The sequence below is a fragment of the Rufibacter soli genome (assembly GCF_054781795.1).
On record NZ_BAAGTS010000002.1, the window covers coordinates 2,174,982 to 2,197,955 of the forward strand.

The window sequence follows — 22,974 nt, forward strand, 5'->3', positions numbered from 1 at the left end:
CAATAAGAATTGGAAACCAAAAATGGCTTCCGCTTTCTTCGTCTTATTTTTTCCCGTGTTTCTCCCCTGGATGATAGGTGGCCTCGGCGCGTTTCTCCACGTCCTCGCGGTAGTAGGCAGCGTCCTTGAACTGCACGTTGGCGTAGCGCTGGGCCTGGTCATTGAAATGCGGTGATTTCGGGTCACCGCTTTGGCCGCCGGCCAGCATGGTCTTGGCCTTTACCTTGTCGCCAAACTCTACTACCGCCACAAAGCTGTTGCCCAGCGTGCCGTACAATTTCTTAGTGTTGTAGGCGCTGGACCCAAAGGAGGCCAGGGCGCCCCAATTGCCTGAGGCCATGCCAACGGGTAGGCTGGGCTGGGCATCATTGAAAGGTTGCTTGATGTCACCGGTGAGGCGCTGGAACCGGTTGATCTCGCCCCAGGGCATGTTCCATTGGCCAAAATCCTTCTCCAGCTGTTCTATGCTTTGGCTGAAGAGCGATAGCCGCTCCTTCTCAGGGGCTATGTTGGCGTAGTAGTTCACGCGGTCCATCAAGGCCAGGCTCTTAGGAGCGCTGCCGTTTTTGAAGGCGTTTGTGGCGTAGAAATGGGCCAAAGACATAGCCACCGATTCTTTGGATACCGCGTAGTCCCAACGGCGCATCACCTCTATGGCTTCCTTCAGTTTGGGGTCTGTAGGTTTCTGTGCGTCATAGGCTTTCACCAGGCCCGGAATGAGCACCTCAAAGGCCGGCAGATACGGGTCATAGGCCAGGGAGATGAGTTTATCCAGGGTCAGGTTATTCGCTTTCTTCAGCAGTCTTATGGCGTGCACACCCCGGAAGTTCTCGGGGGCCGGGGCCATGTAGGCGGGGTAGTCTTCTTTTTTGGGGCTGTACTCACCCGCGCCCGTAAAGGGCGTGGAGTTGCAGTTCTGGATCCAGCCATTGGGTGGGTTTTTGATGATGATGGTTTCTTCCAGCGGGTGCAGGCCTTGCCAGTCGGTTTTGGGGTTGCTGCCGTCCACGGGTTTGGTGTAGTCAAAGGACGTGTCGCGGCGGGGGAAGAAGTTGCCGTGGTAGTAGGCGATGTTGCCGTCCGCATCGGCGTACACCGTTCCGTTGGAGGAGTTGGTGCGCATTTGCATCATCTGGTCAAAGCCCTTCAGGTTGCTTTGCTTGGTCCTCACAAAGGATTGGGAAAGGGCCTCCACCGGTTTCCACATTAGGGCGGTGGCCACCCACTTGTCGCCATTCTGGTGGGTGATGGGCCCGTGGTGCGTGCGGTAGGTGGTAAAAGTCTTCTGCTTCAGGGCATCGCCGGCCTTGTAGGCCAGGGTCACGCTGGAGGTGGTGACCGGGCGTTTCTCCTGGCCATACTGGTAATACAGTTTCCCGTTTTCCTTGACAATGGTTTCCTCAAACTCATCTATCACGTCGGTATACGCCGAGGTGTGCATCCAGCCGGTTTTCTCGTTGAAGCCCTGGTAGATGAAGAACTGGCCCCAGGTAACGGCCCCGTAGGCGTTGAGCCCCTCTTCGCTGACCGCGTGCACCTCGCCCCGGAAAAAGAACGACGTGTGCGGGTTGATCAATAGCATGGCCTTGCCCGAGGCGGTATGCTTGCCCGAGATGGTGAACCCGTTGGAGCCCTGGGGCTCCTGCAAAACGCCCGGGCGCACCAGGCCACTTTGGCCCCGGTGGTACCCTAGGGGGTTCTTGCTGCCGTAGAAGGCCTTGATCCTCTCAGTAGACACGCTTTCAATGTCGCCGCCAATAGAGCCTTCACTGAAGTACATGGGCATCCAGGGCTCAAAATGGGTGAGCAGTTTGGGCTTCACCTCGGGGTGCGTGTGCAAGTAATAGTTAATGCCATCGGCGAAGGACTGACAAAGAGCCTTAAGCCATTCGGGGCTTTTCTCATACTGCTGCACGGCCTCTTCCTTGCTCATATAGAGCCGGGCCCTAAGATCGCTGTAAAGCATCTCCTCCCCTTCCACCTCGGCCAGCCGGCCGATGGCCCACAGGTAATTGCGTTCCACCCGGTTGAAGTCATCCTCGCACTGGGCGTAAAGGAGCCCGAACACGGCGTCGGCGTCGGTTTTGCCGTACACGTGCGGCACGCCAAAATTGTCCCGGATGATGGTGACCCGGGCAGCCTGGTCCTGCCACCTTTTCAGGTCTTTGGACGAGGAGGCCTGCTCCTGGCCCGTGCAGGAGAAAAGCAGGGCCAGCAACAGCAGGTAGGCGGTAAGGTTATTTTTAAAGGAGGTCATACAAGACTGTAGTAAATGATTTATGATTACGCGTGAGGGCTATTTAGCCAGGCCGGCCTCTGCCAGCAATACCAGAAGCGTACGCTGAATGGCCAGGTAGCCTTTCTCGTTCACCCACCATTCATCCAGGGAGTGGGCCCCGCCCCCTACGCCGCCTACGCCCACGGTTACCCCCGGCTTGCCCTTAGCAATGGGAATATTGGCGTTGGTGGAGCCGGCAATCAGGTTAGGGTGGGCCTTGAAGAATTGGGTGGCGGCCATGGTACGCTGCACCAGGGCCACGGAAGGGTCCAGGGATCCGGAAGGGCGCTCGCCCACCAAATCCATAGCTACCTCCAGCGCCGGGCCCCAGCGTTTGGCGGTGTTTTCTTCCTGCAGGGCTTTCTGCACCGCTTTTTTCAGGATCTGTTCTATGCCCTTGAGCCGCTCGGGGCTCTCTGAGCGCATGTCTACCTCCATCCAGGACTCAAAGGGGATAGAGTTCACCGAGGTGCCCCCTCCCACAATGCCCACGTTGTAGCTGGTCTTGATGCCCTGCCGGGTAAAGGTATCTGCCTCTGAAGTGAAGTAATGGATGGCCTTGCCCAAGGCATGGTGCGGATTGGCTGTCCCGAAGGCTCCCCAGGAATGCCCTCCCGGCCCTTTAAAGGTAACCCGGTACCGCAGGGACCCTAGGCCCGTGGCGGTGATGCGGTCCAGTCCGCCGCCGTCTACGGCAATGTAGGCATCTATTCTAGGCCCGTTCTCCCGGAAGAGGTGTTTCACCCCCCGCAAATCGCCCAGGCCTTCTTCCCCCACGGTGCCAATGAAAAGCACATCGGCTTGGGTTTCCACCTGGTTGCGCTCCAGGGCCCGCAGCACGGTCAGCACCACGGCCAGGCCGCGGGTATCGTCCATAATGCCGGGGGCAAAAAGCGTGTCGCCGCGCTGTTTCACCTGCACATCGGTTCCTTCAGGGAAGACCGTGTCCAGGTGCGCCTCCAGGACCACCGTTCGCTTACCCGCCTTGCCCCGGCGCTTGGCCAGCACGTTGCCCACGGCATCAGTCCAAACCGAGTCTGCTCCCGCCGCCTGCAGCATGGCCGCATACTGCTTGCCCCTTTGCTCCTCCTTGAAGGGCGGGGCCGGAATCTGGGTGAGCAGGATCTGGTCTTTCACCGTCTGGGCGTCCAAGTCCTGAATGGTTTGCAAGGCTTTCTTCACCCCGGGTTTACTCGCCAGCGTCTGCACCTCTTTTTCGTATTTTTTATCCAGGGCGGCTATGGGCGTGCTAGCGGCATTTTCCGGGCTTGCCTGCGCATGTCCTGGCGTTGGGTTATGTACCAGGAGGGAAACCGGCAACAGTCCCAGAAACGCCCATCTAGGGACCCATATAGTAGAAAGAGCCATGTATCTTATTTTAAATTCTTTGGAGGTGAAAGCGGACCAAAGCAGGTCGATTGCTTCGCTTTCAAGACTAAAAGGTGGCAATAAATTTAGTCTTCTACAACTTCTCTCCTTCTCTTCCCCTCCTAATAAAGATGCTCTTGCCGCCACATCCCTTCATCTCCTATTTCCTTGAGGCTAGGTGGCTTGCGCCCGCTTGTAAGTATTATCCCCAAACCGTATCTTGACAAGAAGAAAACAGTGCTTGCAGAGGGGTATCTAATCAACCGGTTCTGCCTTTTCCACCTTAGCTAAACGACATGATCTACCCCTACCAGGCAAAACGCTTTCTGCTGCTGCTTTGTCTCACCAGCTTAACTGCCTTTGGTCAGAAGCTTACCAAAGAGGAAGGCCAAATCCTGAAAAACGTGGAGAAGAACCACCCGGCCTCCCTCAAGTTTCTGGAGCAGACGGTCAATATCAACAGCGGCACCTTTCACCCGGCCGGGGTGCAGCAGGTGGGCGCGGTCTACAAAAAGATGCTGGACGAGATGGGCTTTACCACCCGGTGGGCAGATATGCCCGCCGGCATGAACCGGGGCGGGCACCTTATTGGCGAGATCAAAGGCCGCAAAGGGAAAAAACTTTTGCTGATTGGCCACCTGGACACTGTATTTGAGCTAGAGTCGCCTTTCCAGAAATGGGAGCAAAAAGACAGCGTGGCCACTGGGCCCGGCGCCAACGACATGAAGGGCGGCAACATGGTCATGCTCTACGCGCTCAAGGCGCTGCAGGAGGCGGGCCAACTCAAGGACCGCCAAATTATCGTGATTTTGCACGGCGATGAGGAAAACCCCGGCGCCCCGCTGGACCTCAGCCGCAAAGACATTGTAGAGGCCGCCAAGCGTAGTGAGGTGGCCCTGGCCTTTGAGACGGGCACCGGCTTTAACTACGCCACCGTGGCCCGCCGGGGCAGCAGCAGCTGGACCCTCACCGTGAAAGGCAGGCAAGCCCACTCTTCGGGTGTTTTCTCCAAAGGGTCTGGGGCGGGGGCCGTGTACGAGTCCTCGCGTATCTTGCACCGGTTCTACAATGAGCTGCAGGAAGAGAACCTCACGTTTAACCCGGGCCTAATGATGGCGGGCACCCATGTGCAGCTAGACTCTTCGGGCACCCAGGGCACCGTCTCCGGGAAAACCAACCTGGTCGCCAATACCGCCGTGGTGAAAGGAGACCTCCGGTTTCTCACCGAGGAGCAGAAGCAACGGGCCCGCGCGAAGATGACCGCCATTGTGCAGGAAAGCCTGCCGCAGACCTCGGCGGAAATCGCCTTTAAAGATGGTTACCCCGCCATGCCGCCCACCCAGGGCAATATGGCCTTATTGCAGGTCCTGAACCAGGTGAGCCAGCAACTGGGGCAGGGCGAGGTAAAAGCCTATGACCCCGGCAAAAGAGGGGCCGGCGATATTTCCTTTATTGCCCAGTACGTAGATGGCCTGGATGGCCTTGGCGTGCAGGGAGGAAACGCCCACAACCCAGAGGAATACGTGCACCTCCCCTCCGTGCAGGATATTGTGAAAAGGACCTCCCTGCTGCTCTACCGCCTTACCACTCCCAAATAAAGAGCAAAAACTGGTAACGATCCCGGGTATTTACTTGTCATCGGCTGCTTTTGTATCTGCTATCTAACCTTCATCACCCTATGAAAAATTTTATTGCGCTGTGCCTGAGCGTGGCCTTGGTCCTACCCACTGCCGCCCAGCAGACCCAGAAACCGCCGCTGCACGGCAAGAACTGGATGGCCATTACCGGTAAGCCCTTGGCGGCCACGGCCGGCGCCATGACATTCCAGAAAGGCGGCAACGCGGTAGACGCCGCCTGCGCCATGCTGGCTGCCACCTGCACGATGTGGGACGTGCTCAGTTGGGGCGGTGAGACCCAGGCCCTGATCTACAACCCCAAAACCAAGAAAGTCATCGCTATCAATGCCATGGGCGTGGCCCCCACGGGCGCTACCGCAGAGTTCTTCAAAAGCAAAGGCTACAACTTTCCGCCGGAGTACGGCCCGCTGGCGGCCACTACCCCCGGCACGCCCGGCGGGCTGCTCTACATGCTGGCCCACTACGGCACCCTGAGCCTGGAGCAGGTCATTGCCCCTGCCATGGAAATGGCGGCCGGCTACCCCATGGAGGCCCAGACCGCCAACAGCATTGAGCGCGAAAAAGAACGCATTAAACAATGGCCGTACAGCAAAAAGGTATTTCTTACCCATCTGGGCCAGAAAAGGGAGGCGCCTGAGCCCGGCGAGATTTTCGTGCAGAAAGACCTGCTGGCCACCCTCACCAAACTGGTGGAAGCCGAAAGGGCCGCCCTCAAAAAGGGCAAAAGCCGCAAGGACGCCATCATGGCCGCCTATGACCGCTTCTACACCGGCGACATTGCCCAGGAGTTTGTGCGCGGCTCTAAAGAACAAGGGGGCCTGATCACCCTGCAGGATCTGGCCAAATGGAAACCGCTGGAGGAAGAGCCTTTAATGGTCAGCTACAAGGGAATAGACGTCTACAAACTGCAGCCCTGGACCCAGGGCCCGGTTATGCTACAGGCGCTGAACATCCTGGAGAACTTTGACCTGAAAGGCATGGGCTATAACAGTCCGCAATACATCCATACGGTGTACCAGGCCATGAGCCTCTCCTTCGCGGACCGAGATTTCTATTACGGCGACCCCGCCTTCGCGCCGCAGGAACCCATCAAGGGCCTTTTGAGCAAGCCCTACGCCAAGCAGCGGGCCAGCCTGATCCAGGCCAACCAGAATAATCCCAAGATCGGTCCCGGGGATCCTTACCCGTTTGAAGGCCGCCAGAACCCTTATCTGAAGTTGCTCAAAGAAAGAGGCTACGAGCTGGACACCACCAAACGGAACTTCGCGCCGCAGCATGACATCCGGAACGGCTCTTCGTTGCTGGAGTACCAGCAACGGCTCTTGCTGGGCACCACCACCGTGGAGGCCGCCGACAAGGAAGGCTGGGTGGTTTCTATTACGCCCAGCGGCGGGTGGCTGCCGGCCTGCATTGCAGGCAACACCGGCGTGGGCATGAGCCAGCGTATGCAGAGCTTCGTGCTGGACGCCCAGTTGAACCCTTTCAACGTGGTGGAGCCGGGCAAAAGGCCCCGCGTGACCCTTACCCCTTCCATGGCCCTGAAAGACGGCAAGCCCTTCCTTTCTTTTGCCGTGCAGGGCGGCGACACCCAGGATCAGAACCTGCTCCAATTCTTCCTGAACATGGCCGAATTTGGTATGAGCGTACAGCAAGCCACGGAGGCCGCCAACTTCAACACCAACCAGCTCTGGCTCTCCCTGGGCGGCACTAAAACCGATGACCGAAAACCCAAGCCGGGCCATATCCTGCTCCATGACAGCACCCCGACCACCGTACGGGACCAACTGAAAAAAATGGGCTATACCTTAAGTTTTGATGACCGTACCAGCGGCCCCATCAACGCGATTTATTTTGACCGTGCCCACGGCAGTTTCTGGGGCGGCTCCAGTAACCATGGGGAGGATTACGGCATAGGGTGGTAAGGTTTTTAGTTTTTCCTGAAGCCTTTTAAAGCAAAAGCCCGGTACGCTATTAAATAGCAGACCGGGCTTTTTAGATGATTTTCCTAGAGTGGTTTTTTCATTTTAAGTTGCCTTAAATCACAGGGCTTTTACTTAGTAACTAACTTATTTCTTGGGTTTCAGAATGGCCGCGTAGAGCACTGGGCTGAAGAAACGTAAATTCTCTATCAGACAGGCTATGTTGTAAAATTTTTCCGGGGCAATCTCGGTATTTTCGGCCATGGCTACCAGAATATTTTCAAGCGCATCGGCGTAATTGGCATCAAATTCTTCTTCGGTCATGTTCCTTGGGAAAGGCCTGTATGGTGATGGTAAATTAACGCAAACCTTAGGGTTTTAATTTCATTTGTTTTGCCTGCTCTCGGTTGATTTGTTATTCTGAGGTTATATTTTAGAAGATAGATGGACAAGGAAGGTTTGATTGAAGTAAAGGCAATTGCCCTAGTCAAGGTATTAGCCGTTTTTGGTGGTCATAAGGGCCAACAACCTGAACACTCTTCGAATTCGGCAATATCCTTTTCTCAATAACTCATTCCGGTTAACCCCAGGCTTGTCAGCTTTTCTATGGCTTCATGGGCTTGGTTGTTTCATCTTCTCTCTCCGAGCGCTCACGGCCGCGAGGCCCCGCCTTCCGCCCTCGCGCTGTACCCTCTCGCCTGGCCCCGCAGGGCCTGCCGCATCCGCGGCACCGGGTCGAGTGCTAGGCGCTCAGACGAAAGGCTGGAAACAATAAATGCGTGGTTTTATAGTTTAAAGAGGCATTGATAGGTAAAGGCGTTTTAGGCACGTTTTAGGGAAAACAGGCTCAAAACGCCTCAGCACTCTAAAACTGCAATAACCCTAACTAAACGCAGACTCCCCCCTTGAGGATTGCCCAAACGAGAGTTTGAGGCAGCGAGCGAAGCTCTGCAGAGGGGTGTTTACACTAGCAGGTCTTTTAACTGCACAAAAAGGGATATACTGTCCATCCACCACGCGGGGGCGTCTCGCATATGCCCATCGCAGTACCTTCCTTACTAATCTGCCTAAGAGGCAAGGCACACCACACTTACAAAAAATCCGTTTTGAGGCCGTTTTTGTAAAAACGGCCTCAAAACGGAAAAAGAAACTGAAAAGCCTAACTTAAGGCAAACCCCTGTCAAAAAACACAATGCCATCTTAATTCAACATGGTCTCCATGTTTGGCAGAAAGCTGGGGAATACTTCGTTTCTGAGGGGTTGGCCTTGCTCAAAGCTGGTAATGTTTTTTAGCGTGACCTGGGCAATGTTGAAGAGGGCCTCTTCGGTGAAGAAGGCTTGGTGGCCGGTAATCAAAACATTGCTGAAGGAGAGCAGGCGCATAAACACATCGTCCTGGATGACGCGGCCAGACAGGTCTTCGTAGAACAGGTCTCCCTCGTCTTCATATACGTCAATGCCCAGGCTTCCAATTTTACCAGATTTAAGCCCTCTGGTCACAGCTTGGGTATTGATGATTCCTCCACGGCTGGTGTTGATGAGCATGACGCCCTCTTTCATCTGGGCAATGGATTCCTCATTGATCAGGTGGAAGGTCTGCGGGGTGAGCGGACAGTGTAATGATATTATGTCTGACTTAGCGTACAAATCTTCAAGGGTAACAAACTGGACGCCGGCATCGGCGGCTTCAGGACTATGGTAAAGGTCATAGCCCAGCACGCGGCACCCAAAGCCTTTTAGAATACGGGCGGTCACCAGACCAATGTTTCCCAGGCCTACTAACCCTACGGTTTTCCCGTGGAGATCAAAACCCATGAGGCCGGTGAGGGCGAAATTGCCTTCGCGCACGCGGTTATAGGCACGGTGTATTTTACGGTTGAGGGTTAAAATAAGGGCCAGGGTATGTTCGGCCACGGCATAGGGTGAATAGTCTGGCACCCGCACTACTTTAATGCCCACCTGGGCGGCAGCAGCCATGTCTACGTTGTTGTAACCGGCGCACCGAAGGGCCAACAATTTCACCCCAACATCTGCCAACTGGCGCAGAATAGTGGCACTTACTTTTTCATTCACAAACACGCATACCGCCGAGGCGCCTTTGGCCAGCACAGCAGTATTTTCATTTAGCGGAACCTCCAAAAACCGTAATTGGTGCCCTTGTATTTTATTGGCTTCGTTGAAGAATTGCTTGTCGTAAGGCTTGGTATTAAAGAAAGTCACTTTCATGGCTCAATGCGTTAGTAAGTCTGTTTTATAGGCGCAAGTTGGAAAGAACCATGCGCCCGGAAAATGACTTTTGCCAGAGCCAGCGGTGATTTTGGTTCAGGGTTTAAAGACCTAAAGCCACCTCTTTTCCTTAAGGAACGGTAGAAATACCGCGAATTCTAGAATAGCCGAATTTGTTTGATAGGCAAAAAAATCCCTGCCCGGTGGTAAAGCTTCACCTTACAGCAAAGCTTTACCACCGGGCAGGGATTCGGGGAAATCAGTTTTTCTTAGCCTTTGGTTTTGGGATCTGAGGCCCTGGGGAAGGTACGCTCTTCTTCAATTTTCCCGTCTTTGGTATGGATGATAACCGAGCTCTTTTCCTGGTTTTTGGCCAGTTCAATAGTCTTGCTCACAACTTCCGTTTTGGTAGAACCCGTGATAGACGCTCTTTGTCCGCCTTCCAGTTTTCCTTCCCAACCATCATCGGTTTTATTCACGTGATATATCTTTCTGTCAGCCATAAGAATTTGAGGTTTAATGGTTTCTGGTAATTTACTGCCAGTAACCCGCTAATGTTGCATTCTTATGATCGCAAAAACCCCTTTTTCGGCCTTGCCCAAAATGAGAGTATTCAGAGAAGAAGCCTGAAATCAAATGCCGCCCATACGTGCCTTGAAACTTGGGTATATCTTCTATGCGCTATTCAGCTGGGTTTATTTGTTGCCGAAGCTGGCTTAGTTCTTCTTCACTTACCTCACGGTATTCGCCGGGCTGTAAGTCTCCTAGGCGCAGGGTCACCAAGCGGATACGCACCAATTGTAGCACCTCATATCCTAGTATATAACACATGCGTCTGATTTGCCGGTTTAGACCCTGGGTAAGAATAATGCTGAATTGGTTTTCGTCTATCCCTTTTACCTGGGCAGGCCGGGTTTTCTGACCCATGATCACAATGCCAGAGGCTAATTGGGCCAGGGCTTCCGGGGTTAAAGGCTTATCTACCGTAACCACATATTCCTTTTCCTGATGGCTCTGCGCATGAATGATGCGGTCATAAATCTGTCCATCATTGGTGAGCAACAGCAGGCCCTCAGACTCCTTATCTAACCGGCCTACCGGAAAAAGGCGTTGGTTCAGCGAAAGGGCCTGGATTAGATTGTCCTGGATGGAAGGGTTAAGCGTTGACTCTACGCCTCGGGGCTTGTAATATACCTGATAGGTGAATTCCTGCGGTTGCTTAAGCACAACGCCATCTAAGGTCACCTCATCTTGCGGCAATAGCGGTTGGGATACCTGTCCCTTTTGCCCGTTTACCAGAACGCGTCCCAACAAAATACGCTGCAACGCCTCCTTGTTGGACAACCTCCCTTTCTGAACCACAAAATGCTGAAGCGAAGAGGTAAGAGCTTTCATGCGACGATAAGAAATAGACAGATTTGGGCCCGCAAATGTAACCTATCGCGGTCACTTCGGCTTGGTCATTTAATGAAACTATGCCCTTCCGTCCTATTCATTTTAATCTGATTTCTATTTCGGGCCTGTTTTTATGAAAACAGGCCCGAAATAGAAATTACTCACTTTTATACAGCACAGGCTTGAAAGTAACCATAAGCCAGGCCCATTGGTTAAGACCGCTGCTCTGCTTGTTTTTAATTACTTCCAGGGTGCGGGTTTCAAACAACTGGGAGTAGCCCAATTTCACATTGAAGTCAGGGCTCAGGTTTTGGGTGAAGATCAGGTCAATTTCCTGTCCTAGCCTTGCGCCCAGCTGGCGGTTCTCTACGCCAGGCTCATATACCCGTACCGGTGAGGCGAAATGGTGCAAATGCACCAGCAGCGCATTGTTGGTACCGGTCTTGAAATTGGTTTTCAGGTAGTAATCTACTAGCCCGGTGTTGCGGCCTTCCTGCCCGTGGTTGTTGCCCACGTAGAAATAATCCATGAACCCGTAAAACCCGTGGTTGGTACCATACAGGGGCACAAAGCTTTTGTTTTTAGAATCGGTACGGCCTGTACCAGACAGGTAGTCTACGCCTATGGTTATGGGTGTGACTGGAGTGACTACGGTAAGGTTGGCTGCCGCCAGAAAAGCCCTCACTTTTTTACCCGGCACGTCCTGCCCGCCCTGGAAATAGAACTCTCCTCCCAGTTTAACCGGCCCCAGCTTGGTATCTCCCACCAGCCCGTAAGTTTGCCGGTAGGCCACCGTACTGTCAGGCTTCTGACGGCCGTCATTGAATACCAGCAGGGATAATTTACTTTGGGACCAGTCTTGGTGCAGCCACACGTATAGCATGGTTTTGTAATTGTCCAGGCCGCCGTAATAGGTGTCAAATAACTTGGTAGGTTCTGAAGGCACTGACTGGTTAAATCCGGCCCCGGCGTGCGCCGAAAACCCCGAACTGTCTGTGAACATGAACCGGATGGCGTCATGGCTTCTGCCCTGCTGGGCCCAGTCCAGATTGCCAAGGAAACGGGCGTTGTCATAGTCCAACTCCTGCCTACCTACGCGAACGGCCAACTGGGGCGTAAACAGGTAATCGCCGTAGGCTTCATAGACATTAAACAAGCTGGGATCAGATTTATAGACCTGGTTGGTGCTTCCCCATACCCGCACATCTTGCAAGGAGAGTTTTAGCCGGATCTTTTCTTTCTGGAACTGGGCATTGAGGCGGGAGCGCTGCTCCACAAAAAACGCGGGGTCATCTTTTTTGCCATTCAGGGTTTTAAAGCCGTTCCTGAGTTCGGCCCGGGGCCTTATTTCTGCGGAAAGGGAGAACTGGGCAATTGCTTGACTAACAGAAAACGCTAACACCACAGTTAGCAGGAGGGTTTTGGGAAAGGAAACGGCTGTCATAAGAAAGGAATTCTAATACTTGGTAGTAAGAAAAGCCTTCGCGCTAATTAGTCGTCTTTTTCTTCCTTTCCCGCCAATGGCATGGTTACAGCGGGTACAGTTTTCTGGCCGGCCAGGGGTTGCCGGTCTTTGGCAGCTATAAAGCGTTGGTGCTTCTACAGGGCCTCAAGGTAATGCGTTTAGTTATTGCTTGGTGGTATTTGCCCAGGTTATTTTTCAGGCAAAATCATCTTACTTTTTAAGTTGCTAATATTCAATAAGTACCCAAAAAACGCCTCCTTCCTTTAATGAAATGCCTTGGCCTGGAAGTAGCTGTTTTGGGCACGTTTTTCAAAAAACATGCCCAAAACAGCTACCTTATAATTTACGGTTTTTTCTTCTCTAACCAGACAGCCTCTACCTCCAAGGTAATAGGGCCGGTAGCAGCAGCGCCTTCCGACAGGAAGATCTGGAGCTTGTCCAGGTCCTGGAGGGAAAACGCGCCCGGCTTATCCGTCTGGAACCAGAACGGGTGAAAGCCCGGGTAAGGGCGCGGCAGCAACATAAACCGTCCGGGCCGCAACGTGTTCAGGGGAATCTCTATATCCTGCAAGGTAGTACCTGCAGGTACGGTAGCCGAAAAAGCAGCCGCCTTTGTATTGACCAAGGCCACGGTTACCGGCACCGCCTTAGAGGTTCGGAGGCGCACCACCAGTTTGTCAAAAGCTTCTAACTCTGATTGCCGGCCTTTCAGGTGGGCTAACAAACTCTGCTGGAACCCAAACGTGCCTTCATTGGGTAATTCTTTGGCCGTTAAACGCAGCATTAACTGGCCGGCTCTCTGGCCGGTAATCAATTGGCGCTCATCACTTCGCCATAGGTTGGGGAAAACCTGAATGGACCGGTCTTGGGTAGGGTTAAAAAGAATGAGTTGGCCCTTTTCAGCCGCTACCCATAGCTGGTAAGAATCTATGCGGTAATAGTCCCAGGCCCAGGGATCACCTTCCACCCCACCCGGATACGTCACGTGCTTGCCAGCATCCTGCACCATAATGCGGTAGTTGACCACGCCAGGCGTGAGCAGGTCTGCCGGAAGTTGGGCAGTGTAGTGATAGGCGTTTTCCCGTTCCATAGAAATGGTCTTAAAAACGCCCGCCTGGTTTTGGGCCTGTAGGGTTACTTTTGCCCCTGAAGTAACACCCACCACCTGCGCCTGAATAGAAAAAGGTTTTTCAGAAGATACCTCGGCCACAGGCTCATGCTGCACATACACAGATTGGTCAAAAGGCGGCGGCGCCACAAATTCCTTAACCTGCAAATTCAGAAAGCTTTGGTCGCCGGACCAATTGGTTTTCGATTTTTTGGAGAGCAGGTAAGTGCCTGGCTTCACCTGAAAGCTTCCGGCTTTGGCCTGGCCTTTTGACTGGTTGCCCTCATTTACGCCCCAAACAGTAAAGGTATTCCCCAGGTCTGGGAGAGTAATCTGCAGGGTCTGGACCTGCCATTGGATGCGGGTTACTTCCTTGCTGGGAGATGCCTTTGCGAAGGGATCTCTTATCTGCACGGCGTCGGGCATTACCTCCAGGCGCCACACGTCCTTGTCCAGCTTGTCAAGGAAGTAGGCCCCGGTGCCGGTGTAGCGAACCACCGAGGAGCTGCCCACGCCCGCCACTTGGGTGAGCTTGCGGGTATTTATGGGTTGTGTATTGGTGTTATTGGAGTAATAAAAGGCCTGCGCAGTATTCATCTCGCTCAAATTAGCGGCGTGACTTACCCTGAAAGCCCCAAAGACACTGTCTGCCGGGTAGCTGCCAAAATTTTTGCGCAAAGGCAACGCATGGAAGGCTTTGGCGGCGATTAGCAGGCTAATAGCTTTGGATGGGGTATAAGCCAGATTCAGGTAGTGCGTCTGGTACTCAGTGTTCGCGTAGGCGGTAGCCAGCGGGTCATAGGCGAATTGGGTGGCCCACTGAAAGCCCGCCTGCCGGAAACTCTTCGCCATAGCAGGATACATGTATGACCCAAGCACATCGCCGGCATCAAACTCATACACCATCAGGGCCTTGTTCTTAAATGCCGGAATAGTGTCAAAAGGGATATGGTACCGGTCTACGTGCGGCAGGTAATTGCCTTGCAGCGTATGGTTGGCCACCAACCCAGTGGGGTACCACTGAAAACTAACGCCGTCCACCTGGGCCTTGGCCACGGCATCTGCGTAGGTAGGTGATTCACTGATGTTGTAATAGACAGGTTTGGTCCAGCCCGTGGCCCTGATGGCCGCCACCATGCGGTTCACATACTCAGTGGTGCGGGCTTTGGGACCAGAGTGCTGGGGCTCATTGTTGACTTCGGCCGCTATGATGTTAGCGTCTGCCCCATAAGTAAGTTTGGTGTATGGATTTACGTGGTTCAGGAATTGCCGGAGATAATTCTCCTGGGCCACAAAAGCTTTCTCCTCCACCAGCGCCCGCTTTTTGCCATACAGGTGCGAGAACCCGGGGGTGGCCTCATCTTTTTCGGGATAGCCGTTGCCCCAAAAGGCAATGGGCGTAAGCATGATTCTGATGTTGCGTTGCTTGAGTTTATAGACCAGGTAATCGAAAAGTCGCAGGTGCTCGTTTTCCAGCAGGTTGCCCAAGGTATCAGAAATCTCGGTGTCCCATATGTGCACCCTAAATGCGTCAAGTCCTAACCGGGCCAGATGGTACACGTCTTGGTCGATGGCCTTTTCCAGATCCATTCCCCGCGCCTTCACAGACCGGTAACCATAGGCAAAGGGCACCGTGTAATTCACCCCGAAAAAGGCCGCCTCCTGGTTGTTCTTCTTCCAGCGCAGAATGCCTTTGGCGTCTATATATACCAACTCTGCCTCATCAGTTGGTTTGGTTTGGGCTAGTACTTCGCTGAAGCCAAAGCACATGAAGGCTAATAAACAGAGGATGATATTTAGAAAGGCGGTCTTTTTCATAGGATTGGGCATTGATATTTATGTTACGCCAGGGGTTGGAGCAAAAGTACGAAGGATTGGATTCGTTCCCCTACTATACTCCTTTGGGTAATACCAATAACTCTTTCCTTTTAAAAGCGCCTGTTGGTTTCATGACTTGGTTCCCTTAACTAACATTGCAATAAGAAGACCCGCATAACAAAGGTGCTGAGAGGTGGTGGTCGGGTTCTGAGGGATTGTTTTCTATGAAAGGAGAAAAGATTGGCCCCTCTCCTGCATCCTCCTGGCTTCTCTGGTAGGATGCTGATTTTACCCGCGAATTGCTGAGTGGCGGTAAAATCAGTAAGTACAAAGGCGGACCTATTTTCACGGCTAGCAATGAAAGGGGCTTTGCCAGAGGCTATCCAAAAGTAACCGCAGACCTTTTCGGGGATTGGCGGGAGGAATTCATTTTAAGCGCGGGTACTTCTGAACTAAGGGTGCACACCACCGCAATTCCTACCCATCACCGACTCTACACCCTCATGCATGACCCGCAGTACCGACTCAGTATTGCCTGGCAGAATGTGGCTTATAACCAGCCGCCCCATTTAAGCTTTTACTTGGGAGAGGATATGAAGCACGTTCCTAAACCTAAGATAGTGGTACCTGTAAAAGGGAAGAGTTTAACCCGGGGGGCGAAAAAGGAGGCGTGGAAATAGAAAGGGCAAAAGAAACAGAGAAAAGGTAGGAAAGCACAAAAACCGCGTTTACGGGCCAGATGGGCAAAAAATTAGCCCCTAGATGAATAAACATCTAGGGGCTAAACCGGTTTTGTGATCCCATTTGGATTCGAACCAAAGACCTACTGCTTAGAAGGCAGTTGCTCTATCCAGCTGAGCTATGAGACCATCGAAACAAAAATGAGTAATGGAGAATGTCTGTACATCCAACATTACTCATCTTTTTTCGTCGGGGTGGCAGGATTCGAACCTACGACCTCCACATCCCAAATGTGGCGCGATACCGGGCTACGCTACACCCCGAGTCCTGCAATTACCAAGTAACCAACTTACCAAACCCTAACCTTCTGGGTAATTGCGGTGCAAAGATATGAATTGAAATCTTCTTTCCAAACTAAATTTTCAAGAATATTTCGCGGAGAGAGGGGGATTCGAACCCCCGGTACCCTTTAGAGGTACGGCAGTTTAGCAAACTGCTGGTTTCAGCCACTCACCCATCTCTCCGGGTTGCTCTTTCGGTTAAAGAGTGTGCAAATATAGACCAATGGCAACGAGATTACCAAAGCCTCCTACAAAAAAATTCCCTCGTCTTCTCCCCTATTCCATCATCCTGCTCTTTTCCAATCGCTTAGAAGGATATATTTTTTGAAATTAATTTTCCTTTCTGCCGTTTTACAGGCATTGGCAGGGTAAAATGGCCAGAATTTGCTTTTTGGCCTGTTACCTTTCATTTGGTTCATTCTTTTTAACTTGCCAGCCAAACCCTTTTAGCGCCTGCGGCTTCGTCTATGAATTGGTACCTTCCCTTTACCTCCATGGAGTTTTTTTTCCTGCTCCTGTTTGTGGTGCTTTATGGCGGGTATCTGTTCAGGATTAAAAACCTGGCCCACCAGTTCAACCAAAAGGCCAATACTGTTTGGGTGAAAGCCATTATCCGGAGCCTTTACATGGTCCTACTGGTAGTAGCTTTGCTGGGTCCCTCCTTCGGGGCCATGACCAAGGAAATAAGAACCAACGGCAAAGATGTATTTGTGGCGGTAGACCTTTCTGCCTCTATGAAAGCCATTGACGTTCCTCCCTCTCGTTTACAGAAGGTAAAACTGGAACTCCGCGACTTCATTAAAAACACCAACGCCGACCGCGTAGGGCTACTGGGCTTTACCTCAGAAGCCTTTGTCATCAGCCCGTTGACCTATGACCAGAGCGCGCTGGAACTGTACATGCAATCACTCAGGACCGGTTTGGCTACCCCAGAGGCTGCCCAGCTGAAGCCTACCCTAGAATTAGCTCTGCAAAAATTCAAAGAAACCGCCGAAAGCCGGGACACCGAAAGGACTAAGATTCTGGTCATCTTCTCTGACGGCGAAACCTTTGGCGAAAACCTGCAAACCGCCGCCAATGGCCTCCGCAACCAAGGTATCAGGGTATTCTGCGTGGGCATTGGAACGTATCACGGAGGGAAAATCCCAGAGGGGCGCAGCTTCAAAAAGCAAAAGGACGGCTCTCCCATCATTACCCGGTTAGAGCCGGAAACCCTGAAAGACATTGCCACCAGAACCAACGGTGACTATTTTGAGATAACCCAGAACATTAATGAAATGCCCCGCCTGCTAAGCGCCGTAAACGCTGTAGAAAGCGAATTGCGCCAGACTAAGGTGATGGAAGTGGCGGCCAATAAATACCTTTACCCTTTGCTAGCCGCCCTCCTCCTTATCGCGCTAGATGTATTATGGACGCTACAGGTGCTTAGAATATGAAGTACTGCCTGTTAACCTGCCTTTTTCTGGCTTTTTCACCCTGGCAGGGACTCCAGCGCATTGCGCTTAGAAACCAGTATGCCCAACAAGCAGGGATAGCCTACGGACAAAAGGACTATAGACAAGCGGCTTTTCTCTATGAACGGGTGCGGCAAACCGAAGGGAATTCAGTACCCACCACATCCGTACAGATTAACCTGGCCCACTCCTATTTTCAGTTACATGACTATAGCCGCGCCTCCCCCATTTACCGGTCCCTTATGAAAAGCCCCAATCCCAGGCTACAGTCTATGGTAGCAACCCAGCTGGCCGCCATTGAGGTGGAAGAGGGAAACTTTACCCGGGCTCTGGCCTACTGCAAGCAAGCCATGACCACCGATGAAACCAATCAGGCGGCACGCTACAACTATGAATTGCTGCAGAAATACCTGCTTCTTCACCCAGAGAAGCGGCAGCTTCCGCCTCCTCCCCCCAGAACAAAGTCTCCCGAACGTGCTCAAGGGGGGGCTCGTAAGTCTGATTCTGAGGGATCTTCCTCTGCCGGAAAGGATGGCCCCTCTAAAGCAGGAGGCTCAGGCGGAACCAACGCCGGCGGCACCAATTCAGAGTCCGGTCCAACAGGCGAAAACCAACGGCAGGAAAGAGGCGACTCCCCAGGCCAGAATCAGGGACAATCCAACACAGAAAGTTCCCAACCTTCTTCTGGTTCCGGCAACCAGAGAAGCAGTCAGGAGGCCCAAGCAAGTGATGCCCAGCTGCAAACACGCTTTGACCGCCTAAAGAAGCTTCAACTAAGCCCTGAAAAAGCACGCCAGTTACTTGACGCCATGCGCCAGGAAGAAGCCCAATACCTCCAACAACTTCCCCGCAAATCCACCGGTAAACGGGATAAGAATTTGCCAGATTGGTAAGGAAAAGCAGTGGCTGTTTTTCCTGGGATGTATGCACTCCCTGGTTCAAGTTTCCAACTTGGACCCACCATTCGGGAAGTTTCCAACTTCCCTGAGGTCTTGGCCTCACCCAAGGCATTTCGTATTCCTTTAGCAGGGGTTGGAGATGATTGTGATCCCATTTTTAAGTTGAAAGCTTAAACTATCAATAAACCTTCCCCACGCGTTCTAAACCTTCTTCCTCAGTAATCATGAAATTATGCCTTACCCGTTTTGAGGCTGTTTTAAGAAAAATAGGCTCAAAATAGGGAACCACATTTTAACCCAAAGGCCAATTGCCACTTACCCCAAAACCAATTCCAATTCATTTAAGTATCAACCCTATTGCCTTTTCCTAATCCTTTAGTAACCTTACTCATCGCAAAACCCTACAACCTAACAAGCGTTTGGTTTTTAAACCGGAAACTGGTAATTTCAGACCATCATCTTAGAAAACACTACTTATATGCAAACAAAAGAAGTTTATGTCATTTCGGCGGTTCGTACTCCCATTGGCAGTTTTGGTGGCGCTTTGGCCAGCCTTACGGCTACTCAATTAGGAGCCATAGCCATTAAAGGCGCTGTTGAAAAAGCAGGCATTGACAAGAACCTGGTGCAGGAAGTGATCATGGGCAATGTATTGTCGGCTAACGTAGGGCAAGCCCCGGCGCGTCAGGCGGCCATTGGTGCTGGTTTGGGCTATGAGGTGGAATGTACCACCATCAATAAAGTATGCGCTTCAGGGTCCAAGGCCATCATGTTCGCCGCGCAGGCTATTATGTTGGGTCATAAAGACGTGATAGTAGCTGGTGGCATGGAAAGCATGTCTAATGTGCCCTACTATTTAGATAAAGCGCGTTTCGGGGCGAAGATGGGCCACGGCCAGATGATTGACGGCTTAATCAAAGACGGTCTCTGGGATGTCTACAATGATTACCACATGGGCAGTGCCGCTGAGAATACGGCCCGTGAAATGGGCATCACCCGCGAGATGCAGGATGAATACGCCATCAACTCCTACAAAAAAGCAGCTGATGCGGCCAAACAAGGCTTCACCAAAGACGAGATCATTCCGGTAGAAATTCCGCAGCGCGGCAAAGACCCGATTGTGGTTTCTGAGGACGAAGAATTCAGCAAAGTGAACTTTGACAAAATACCCGGCCTGCGCCCCGTATTTGACAAAGAAGGAACCGTGACTGCTGCCAACGCTTCCACTCTAAATGACGGGGCCGCCGCCATCCTGCTAATGAGCAAAGAGAAAGCCGAAGAATTGGGCCTGAAACCAATTGCCAAAATTCTGGGCTTCGCCGATGCTGAGCAGGAGCCGAAATGGTTCACGACCACCCCATCATTGGCTATTCCTAAGGCCCTGAAAGCTGCCGGAGTACAGGCCGCCGACGTAGATTTCTATGAAATCAATGAAGCGTTCTCAGTGGTTTCCCTGGCCAATAACCAGAAATTGGGTCTAGAAGGCAGAAACGTGAATGTGTACGGCGGGGCCGTTTCCTTAGGTCATCCGCTGGGAGCTTCAGGTGCTCGCATTGTGACTACCTTGATTAACGTGTTGCACAAAAAGAACGGTAAGATTGGGGTGACAGGCATTTGCAATGGCGGTGGCGGTGCCTCGGCTATTGTATTGGAGGCCATGTAATCTCCCTAAAACTATACTAATTTAAGAAAGCCTTACGTTAATAGTTAGGCTTTTTTTATTGTTTTGCACCCATGAAAAGGACTTTGTTTCTCTTTGCCCTCTTGCTCTTAAACCTTGCTTTCTTGAAAGAAAGCAAAGCCCAGACGCGGGTGGTTACCTACCATGACTCCCTCCAGACCGCCATCAAGGAAATCTACTTTATAAAGGTAAAGCCAGATACGGTCATTCATGGGTACTACCGCAAATTCTACCCCTCGGGTCCTTTAGAGGCCATGGTGAAAGTGGTAGACGGCAAACGGGACAGCATCTACACCGAGTTTTTCCCCAATGGCAAAGCCAAATTGACGGTGCCTTACAAAGACGGCAAGAAGAACGGCCTTTTCCAGGCCATTTACCCCAACGGCAAAAAACTGCAGGAAGGCACGTATGTCAATGACCTACAAAACGGAACCTTCAAAAGCTATTATGAAAACGGCCAACTGAAGCAGGAAACCACTTTTGTAAACGGCTTCCCCGAAGGCGTGATGAAAGAATATTTCCCGGATGGCAAGTTGAAGTCTGAGATCACATACGCCCGTAAGTCCCAGAACGGCCTCACCCGCACGTTCCATGGCAATGGTCAGAAACAAACCGAAGCCAATTACCGCAACGGCATGCTGGAAGGCGACTTCAAAACCTATTATGACAATGGCCAATTAGAGACCGAAACATTAAGCCAGGGCCCCACCAAACCCGCTAAGCACAAAACCTATTACCGGTCCGGCAAACTGATGACCGAGGGAGGCGTTCTGGCTGGCAAGCCGGAAGGGCCTTCCGTGGCTTATTATGAAAACGGGAACAAGAAGAGCACCTTAACTTACAGCAAAGGCATTCGCACAGGCCTGGCCCAATCTTTTGACGAGAATGGAAAACTCCAGCAGGAAATACGCTACAGCAATGCCGAGAGGGACCGGAAAATCACCCGTTACTATCCATCTGGGGCCGTCGCCGCGCAGGAAGAATTTAAGGAAAATAAACCTGTAGGCACTTGGCAGCAATTCTATGAAAACAAGCAGCTAAAAGTTTCTGAGCCTTACAAAAACGGAAAAATCAACGGCGAGCGCCTCACTTATCATGATAACGGCCAGGTAGAATCCAAAGCCACCTACCTGAATGGTAAGATCACTAGCACCCTCATTACCTACTTCCCGTCGGGCAAGGTGAAGTCAGAAACCCTCTACAAGGACGGCCTACGCTACGGCACTTTTAAACAACTTTACGAGAACGGTAAAACCGAAATGGCCGGCACCTTCAGAAACAACCGCGAGACCGGCACCTGGAAATACTTTAACCAGAACGGCAAGGAAGTGAAATCGGTGGAATACCGCAACGGCCAGGTAGTAACCGGAAAGAAATAGCGATTATTCTCTGTTTTGGGCCTGTTTTTCAAAAAACAGGCCCAAAACCAATTTATCAAAGGCTTTCCAAATTTTAAGGGCAATCCCTTGTGGTTTCCCTTTTTCGATGCACTCGTATAGGGGCAACCTCCAAGGGATCACCCGTCCAAAAATCCGTTTACAGCCTGTTTTTCAGAAAACAAGCCTAAACCAGGCTAACACCTGTTAGCAGTTGCAGTAAAAAAATTTCTCCTATTCCTTTTTCCGCCGTACTTTGGTCTTCTAAACTAGATTAAAAAGACTATGACGGACGCTCTTACCACCTCCACTCCCCGCACCGACTGGACCCTGGATGAAATTCGCGCCATCTACTATAAACCCGTGCTGGAACTCATTGTAGAGGCAGCGCAGGTACACAAGCAGTTTCAGGCTACCGGCGAAGTGCAGGTATGTACCTTACTGTCTGTGAAAACAGGCGGTTGCCCCGAGGATTGCGCCTATTGCCCGCAGGCCGCCCGTTACCACACAGACGTGCCTGTGCACAAGCTGCTCAGCAATGAGGTAGTGTTGCAAGCCGCCCAGAAAGCCAAAGACGGCGGTTCTACCCGTTTCTGCATGGGCGCAGCCTGGCGCGAGGTGCGCGACAACCGCGACTTTGACCGTGTGTTGGAAATGGTGGAAGGCGTGAACGAGATGGGCCTGGAAGTGTGCTGTACCCTGGGCATGGTGAATGAGTACCAGGCCGAGCGCCTCAAGCAGGCCGGCCTTTTCGCCTACAACCACAACCTGGATACCTCAGAAGAGAACTACAACAACATTATCACCACCCGCACCTACGGAGACCGTCTGAACACCATTGAGAACGTGCGCAAAGCTGGCATCTCTGTGTGCAGCGGCGGCATCATAGGCCTTGGTGAAACCAACGAAGACCGCATTGCCATGCTGCACGTGCTCAGCAACCTGCCGCAGCACCCAGAATCTGTGCCCGTGAACGCGCTGGTACCGGTAGAAGGCACACCCCTGGCAGAGCAGCCCCGGGTAAGCGTGTGGGAAATGATCAGAATGATTGCTACCGCCCGTATTCTTATGCCACAGACCATGGTTCGTTTATCGGCGGGTCGTCAGGAAATGACCGTGACCGAGCAGGCCCTTTGCTTCCTGGCCGGCGCCAACTCCATCTTCTCTGGAGAGAAATTATTGACTACGCCAAACCCTGGCTTCGCCGATGACCAGGCGATGTTTGAGCTGCTAGGCCTCACGCCCCGCAAATCCTTCAAAACGGAGTCTTCCTGCGGAGTCATCAAAGATGCAGCTGCTCCAGTAACCATGGCCGCTGAATAAGCACC

General features: G+C 52.3%; 15 protein-coding genes, 3 tRNA genes and 1 pseudogene. 8 read left to right on the plus strand and 11 right to left on the minus strand.

The features are described from left to right. Positions 1–43 precede the first annotated feature (43 nt). Complete coding sequence (locus ACYVJQ_RS10980) at positions 44–2,257, minus strand: acylase (protein ID WP_460893122.1); 2,214 nt, start codon at positions 2,255–2,257, stop codon at positions 44–46. 39 nt (positions 2,258–2,296) lie between these two features. After that, entirely contained in the window at positions 2,297–3,646 is a 1,350-nt protein-coding gene (locus ACYVJQ_RS10985) for a M20/M25/M40 family metallo-hydrolase (RefSeq protein WP_460893123.1), read from the minus strand. 296 nt (positions 3,647–3,942) lie between these two features. Between ACYVJQ_RS10985 and ACYVJQ_RS10990 the strand changes: the two genes are divergently transcribed. After that, entirely contained in the window at positions 3,943–5,244 is a 1,302-nt protein-coding gene (locus tag ACYVJQ_RS10990) for a M20/M25/M40 family metallo-hydrolase (protein WP_460893124.1), read from the plus strand. Between the two features lie 80 nt (positions 5,245–5,324). Beyond that, positions 5,325–7,205 (plus strand): gamma-glutamyltransferase family protein, encoded by a 1,881-nt coding sequence (locus ACYVJQ_RS10995; protein ID WP_460893125.1) that lies wholly within the window; start codon positions 5,325–5,327, stop codon positions 7,203–7,205. A 144-nt stretch (positions 7,206–7,349) separates the two neighbouring features. Here ACYVJQ_RS10995 and ACYVJQ_RS11000 read toward each other — a convergent pair whose 3' ends face one another. From ACYVJQ_RS11000 to ACYVJQ_RS11025, 6 genes are all read right to left on the minus strand, one after another. Continuing rightward, positions 7,350–7,526 carry a hypothetical protein gene (locus tag ACYVJQ_RS11000; RefSeq protein WP_460893126.1) on the minus strand — a complete coding sequence of 59 codons (177 nt, stop codon included), beginning with the start codon at positions 7,524–7,526 and terminating at the stop codon, positions 7,350–7,352. 876 nt (positions 7,527–8,402) lie between these two features. Beyond that, on the minus strand, positions 8,403–9,428 hold the full coding sequence (locus ACYVJQ_RS11005) for a 2-hydroxyacid dehydrogenase (RefSeq protein WP_460893127.1): 1,026 nt from the start codon (positions 9,426–9,428) through the stop codon (positions 8,403–8,405). Between the two features lie 269 nt (positions 9,429–9,697). Then, positions 9,698–9,931 carry a DUF2188 domain-containing protein gene (locus ACYVJQ_RS11010; RefSeq protein ID WP_460893128.1) on the minus strand — a complete coding sequence of 78 codons (234 nt, stop codon included), beginning with the start codon at positions 9,929–9,931 and terminating at the stop codon, positions 9,698–9,700. A 178-nt stretch (positions 9,932–10,109) separates the two neighbouring features. Continuing rightward, positions 10,110–10,823 (minus strand): pseudouridine synthase, encoded by a 714-nt coding sequence (locus ACYVJQ_RS11015; protein WP_460893129.1) that lies wholly within the window; start codon positions 10,821–10,823, stop codon positions 10,110–10,112. A 157-nt stretch (positions 10,824–10,980) separates the two neighbouring features. Next, positions 10,981–12,225 (minus strand): alginate export family protein, encoded by a 1,245-nt coding sequence (locus tag ACYVJQ_RS11020; RefSeq protein ID WP_460893130.1) that lies wholly within the window; start codon positions 12,223–12,225, stop codon positions 10,981–10,983. 406 nt (positions 12,226–12,631) lie between these two features. Further along, positions 12,632–15,214 carry a glycoside hydrolase family protein gene (locus ACYVJQ_RS11025; protein WP_460893131.1) on the minus strand — a complete coding sequence of 861 codons (2,583 nt, stop codon included), beginning with the start codon at positions 15,212–15,214 and terminating at the stop codon, positions 12,632–12,634. A gap of 290 nt (positions 15,215–15,504) precedes the next feature. Between ACYVJQ_RS11025 and ACYVJQ_RS11030 the strand changes: the two are divergent. Next, positions 15,505–15,894: pseudogene (locus tag ACYVJQ_RS11030) on the plus strand (rhamnogalacturonan lyase family protein); the annotation flags it as partial. Positions 15,895–16,009: 115 nt separating this feature from the next. Here the strand turns inward: ACYVJQ_RS11030 and ACYVJQ_RS11035 are convergent. The 3 genes from ACYVJQ_RS11035 to ACYVJQ_RS11045 all read right to left on the minus strand — a co-directional run bounded on the left by ACYVJQ_RS11035 (position 16,010) and on the right by ACYVJQ_RS11045 (position 16,419). Beyond that, positions 16,010–16,083, minus strand: a tRNA-Arg gene (locus tag ACYVJQ_RS11035). 61 nt (positions 16,084–16,144) lie between these two features. Then, positions 16,145–16,218: transfer RNA gene (locus ACYVJQ_RS11040), tRNA-Pro, on the minus strand. Between the two features lie 113 nt (positions 16,219–16,331). After that, a tRNA-Ser gene (locus ACYVJQ_RS11045) sits at positions 16,332–16,419 on the minus strand. Positions 16,420–16,703: 284 nt separating this feature from the next. Here ACYVJQ_RS11045 and ACYVJQ_RS11050 point away from each other — a divergent pair. The 5 genes from ACYVJQ_RS11050 to bioB all read left to right on the plus strand — a co-directional run bounded on the left by ACYVJQ_RS11050 (position 16,704) and on the right by bioB (position 22,969). Beyond that, positions 16,704–17,672 (plus strand): vWA domain-containing protein, encoded by a 969-nt coding sequence (locus ACYVJQ_RS11050; protein WP_460893132.1) that lies wholly within the window; start codon positions 16,704–16,706, stop codon positions 17,670–17,672. Next, a complete protein-coding gene (locus ACYVJQ_RS11055; RefSeq protein WP_460893133.1) occupies positions 17,669–18,583 on the plus strand; it encodes a tetratricopeptide repeat protein in 915 nt (304 codons plus the stop codon). The genes ACYVJQ_RS11050 and ACYVJQ_RS11055 overlap by 4 nt, the downstream gene beginning before the upstream one ends. Before the next feature lie 484 nt (positions 18,584–19,067). Continuing rightward, the gene (locus ACYVJQ_RS11060) at positions 19,068–20,252 is read left to right on the plus strand and encodes an acetyl-CoA C-acyltransferase (protein ID WP_460893134.1); all 1,185 of its coding nucleotides are present in this window, start codon (positions 19,068–19,070) and stop codon (positions 20,250–20,252) included. Between the two features lie 122 nt (positions 20,253–20,374). Then, a complete protein-coding gene (locus ACYVJQ_RS11065; RefSeq protein WP_460893135.1) occupies positions 20,375–21,649 on the plus strand; it encodes a toxin-antitoxin system YwqK family antitoxin in 1,275 nt (424 codons plus the stop codon). Positions 21,650–21,931: 282 nt separating this feature from the next. After that, complete coding sequence (gene bioB / locus ACYVJQ_RS11070; protein WP_460893136.1) at positions 21,932–22,969, plus strand: biotin synthase BioB; 1,038 nt, start codon at positions 21,932–21,934, stop codon at positions 22,967–22,969. Positions 22,970–22,974 lie beyond the last annotated feature (5 nt).

Bases quoted from the DNA above. Each gene is read 5' to 3' on its own strand.
- ACYVJQ_RS10980 (WP_460893122.1), bottom strand. From the start codon at position 2,257: ATGACCTCCTTTAAAAATAACCTTACCGCCTACCTGCTGTTGCTGGCC.
- ACYVJQ_RS10985 (WP_460893123.1), bottom strand. From the start codon at position 3,646: ATGGCTCTTTCTACTATATGGGTCCCTAGATGGGCGTTTCTGGGACTG.
- ACYVJQ_RS10990 (WP_460893124.1), top strand. From the start codon at position 3,943: ATGATCTACCCCTACCAGGCAAAACGCTTTCTGCTGCTGCTTTGTCTC.
- ACYVJQ_RS10995 (WP_460893125.1), top strand. From the start codon at position 5,325: ATGAAAAATTTTATTGCGCTGTGCCTGAGCGTGGCCTTGGTCCTACCC.
- ACYVJQ_RS11000 (WP_460893126.1), bottom strand. From the start codon at position 7,526: ATGACCGAAGAAGAATTTGATGCCAATTACGCCGATGCGCTTGAAAAT.
- ACYVJQ_RS11005 (WP_460893127.1), bottom strand. From the start codon at position 9,428: ATGAAAGTGACTTTCTTTAATACCAAGCCTTACGACAAGCAATTCTTC.
- ACYVJQ_RS11010 (WP_460893128.1), bottom strand. From the start codon at position 9,931: ATGGCTGACAGAAAGATATATCACGTGAATAAAACCGATGATGGTTGG.
- ACYVJQ_RS11015 (WP_460893129.1), bottom strand. From the start codon at position 10,823: ATGAAAGCTCTTACCTCTTCGCTTCAGCATTTTGTGGTTCAGAAAGGG.
- ACYVJQ_RS11025 (WP_460893131.1), bottom strand. From the start codon at position 15,214: ATGAAAAAGACCGCCTTTCTAAATATCATCCTCTGTTTATTAGCCTTC.
- ACYVJQ_RS11050 (WP_460893132.1), top strand. From the start codon at position 16,704: ATGAATTGGTACCTTCCCTTTACCTCCATGGAGTTTTTTTTCCTGCTC.
- ACYVJQ_RS11055 (WP_460893133.1), top strand. From the start codon at position 17,669: ATGAAGTACTGCCTGTTAACCTGCCTTTTTCTGGCTTTTTCACCCTGG.
- ACYVJQ_RS11060 (WP_460893134.1), top strand. From the start codon at position 19,068: ATGCAAACAAAAGAAGTTTATGTCATTTCGGCGGTTCGTACTCCCATT.
- bioB (WP_460893136.1), top strand. From the start codon at position 21,932: ATGACGGACGCTCTTACCACCTCCACTCCCCGCACCGACTGGACCCTG.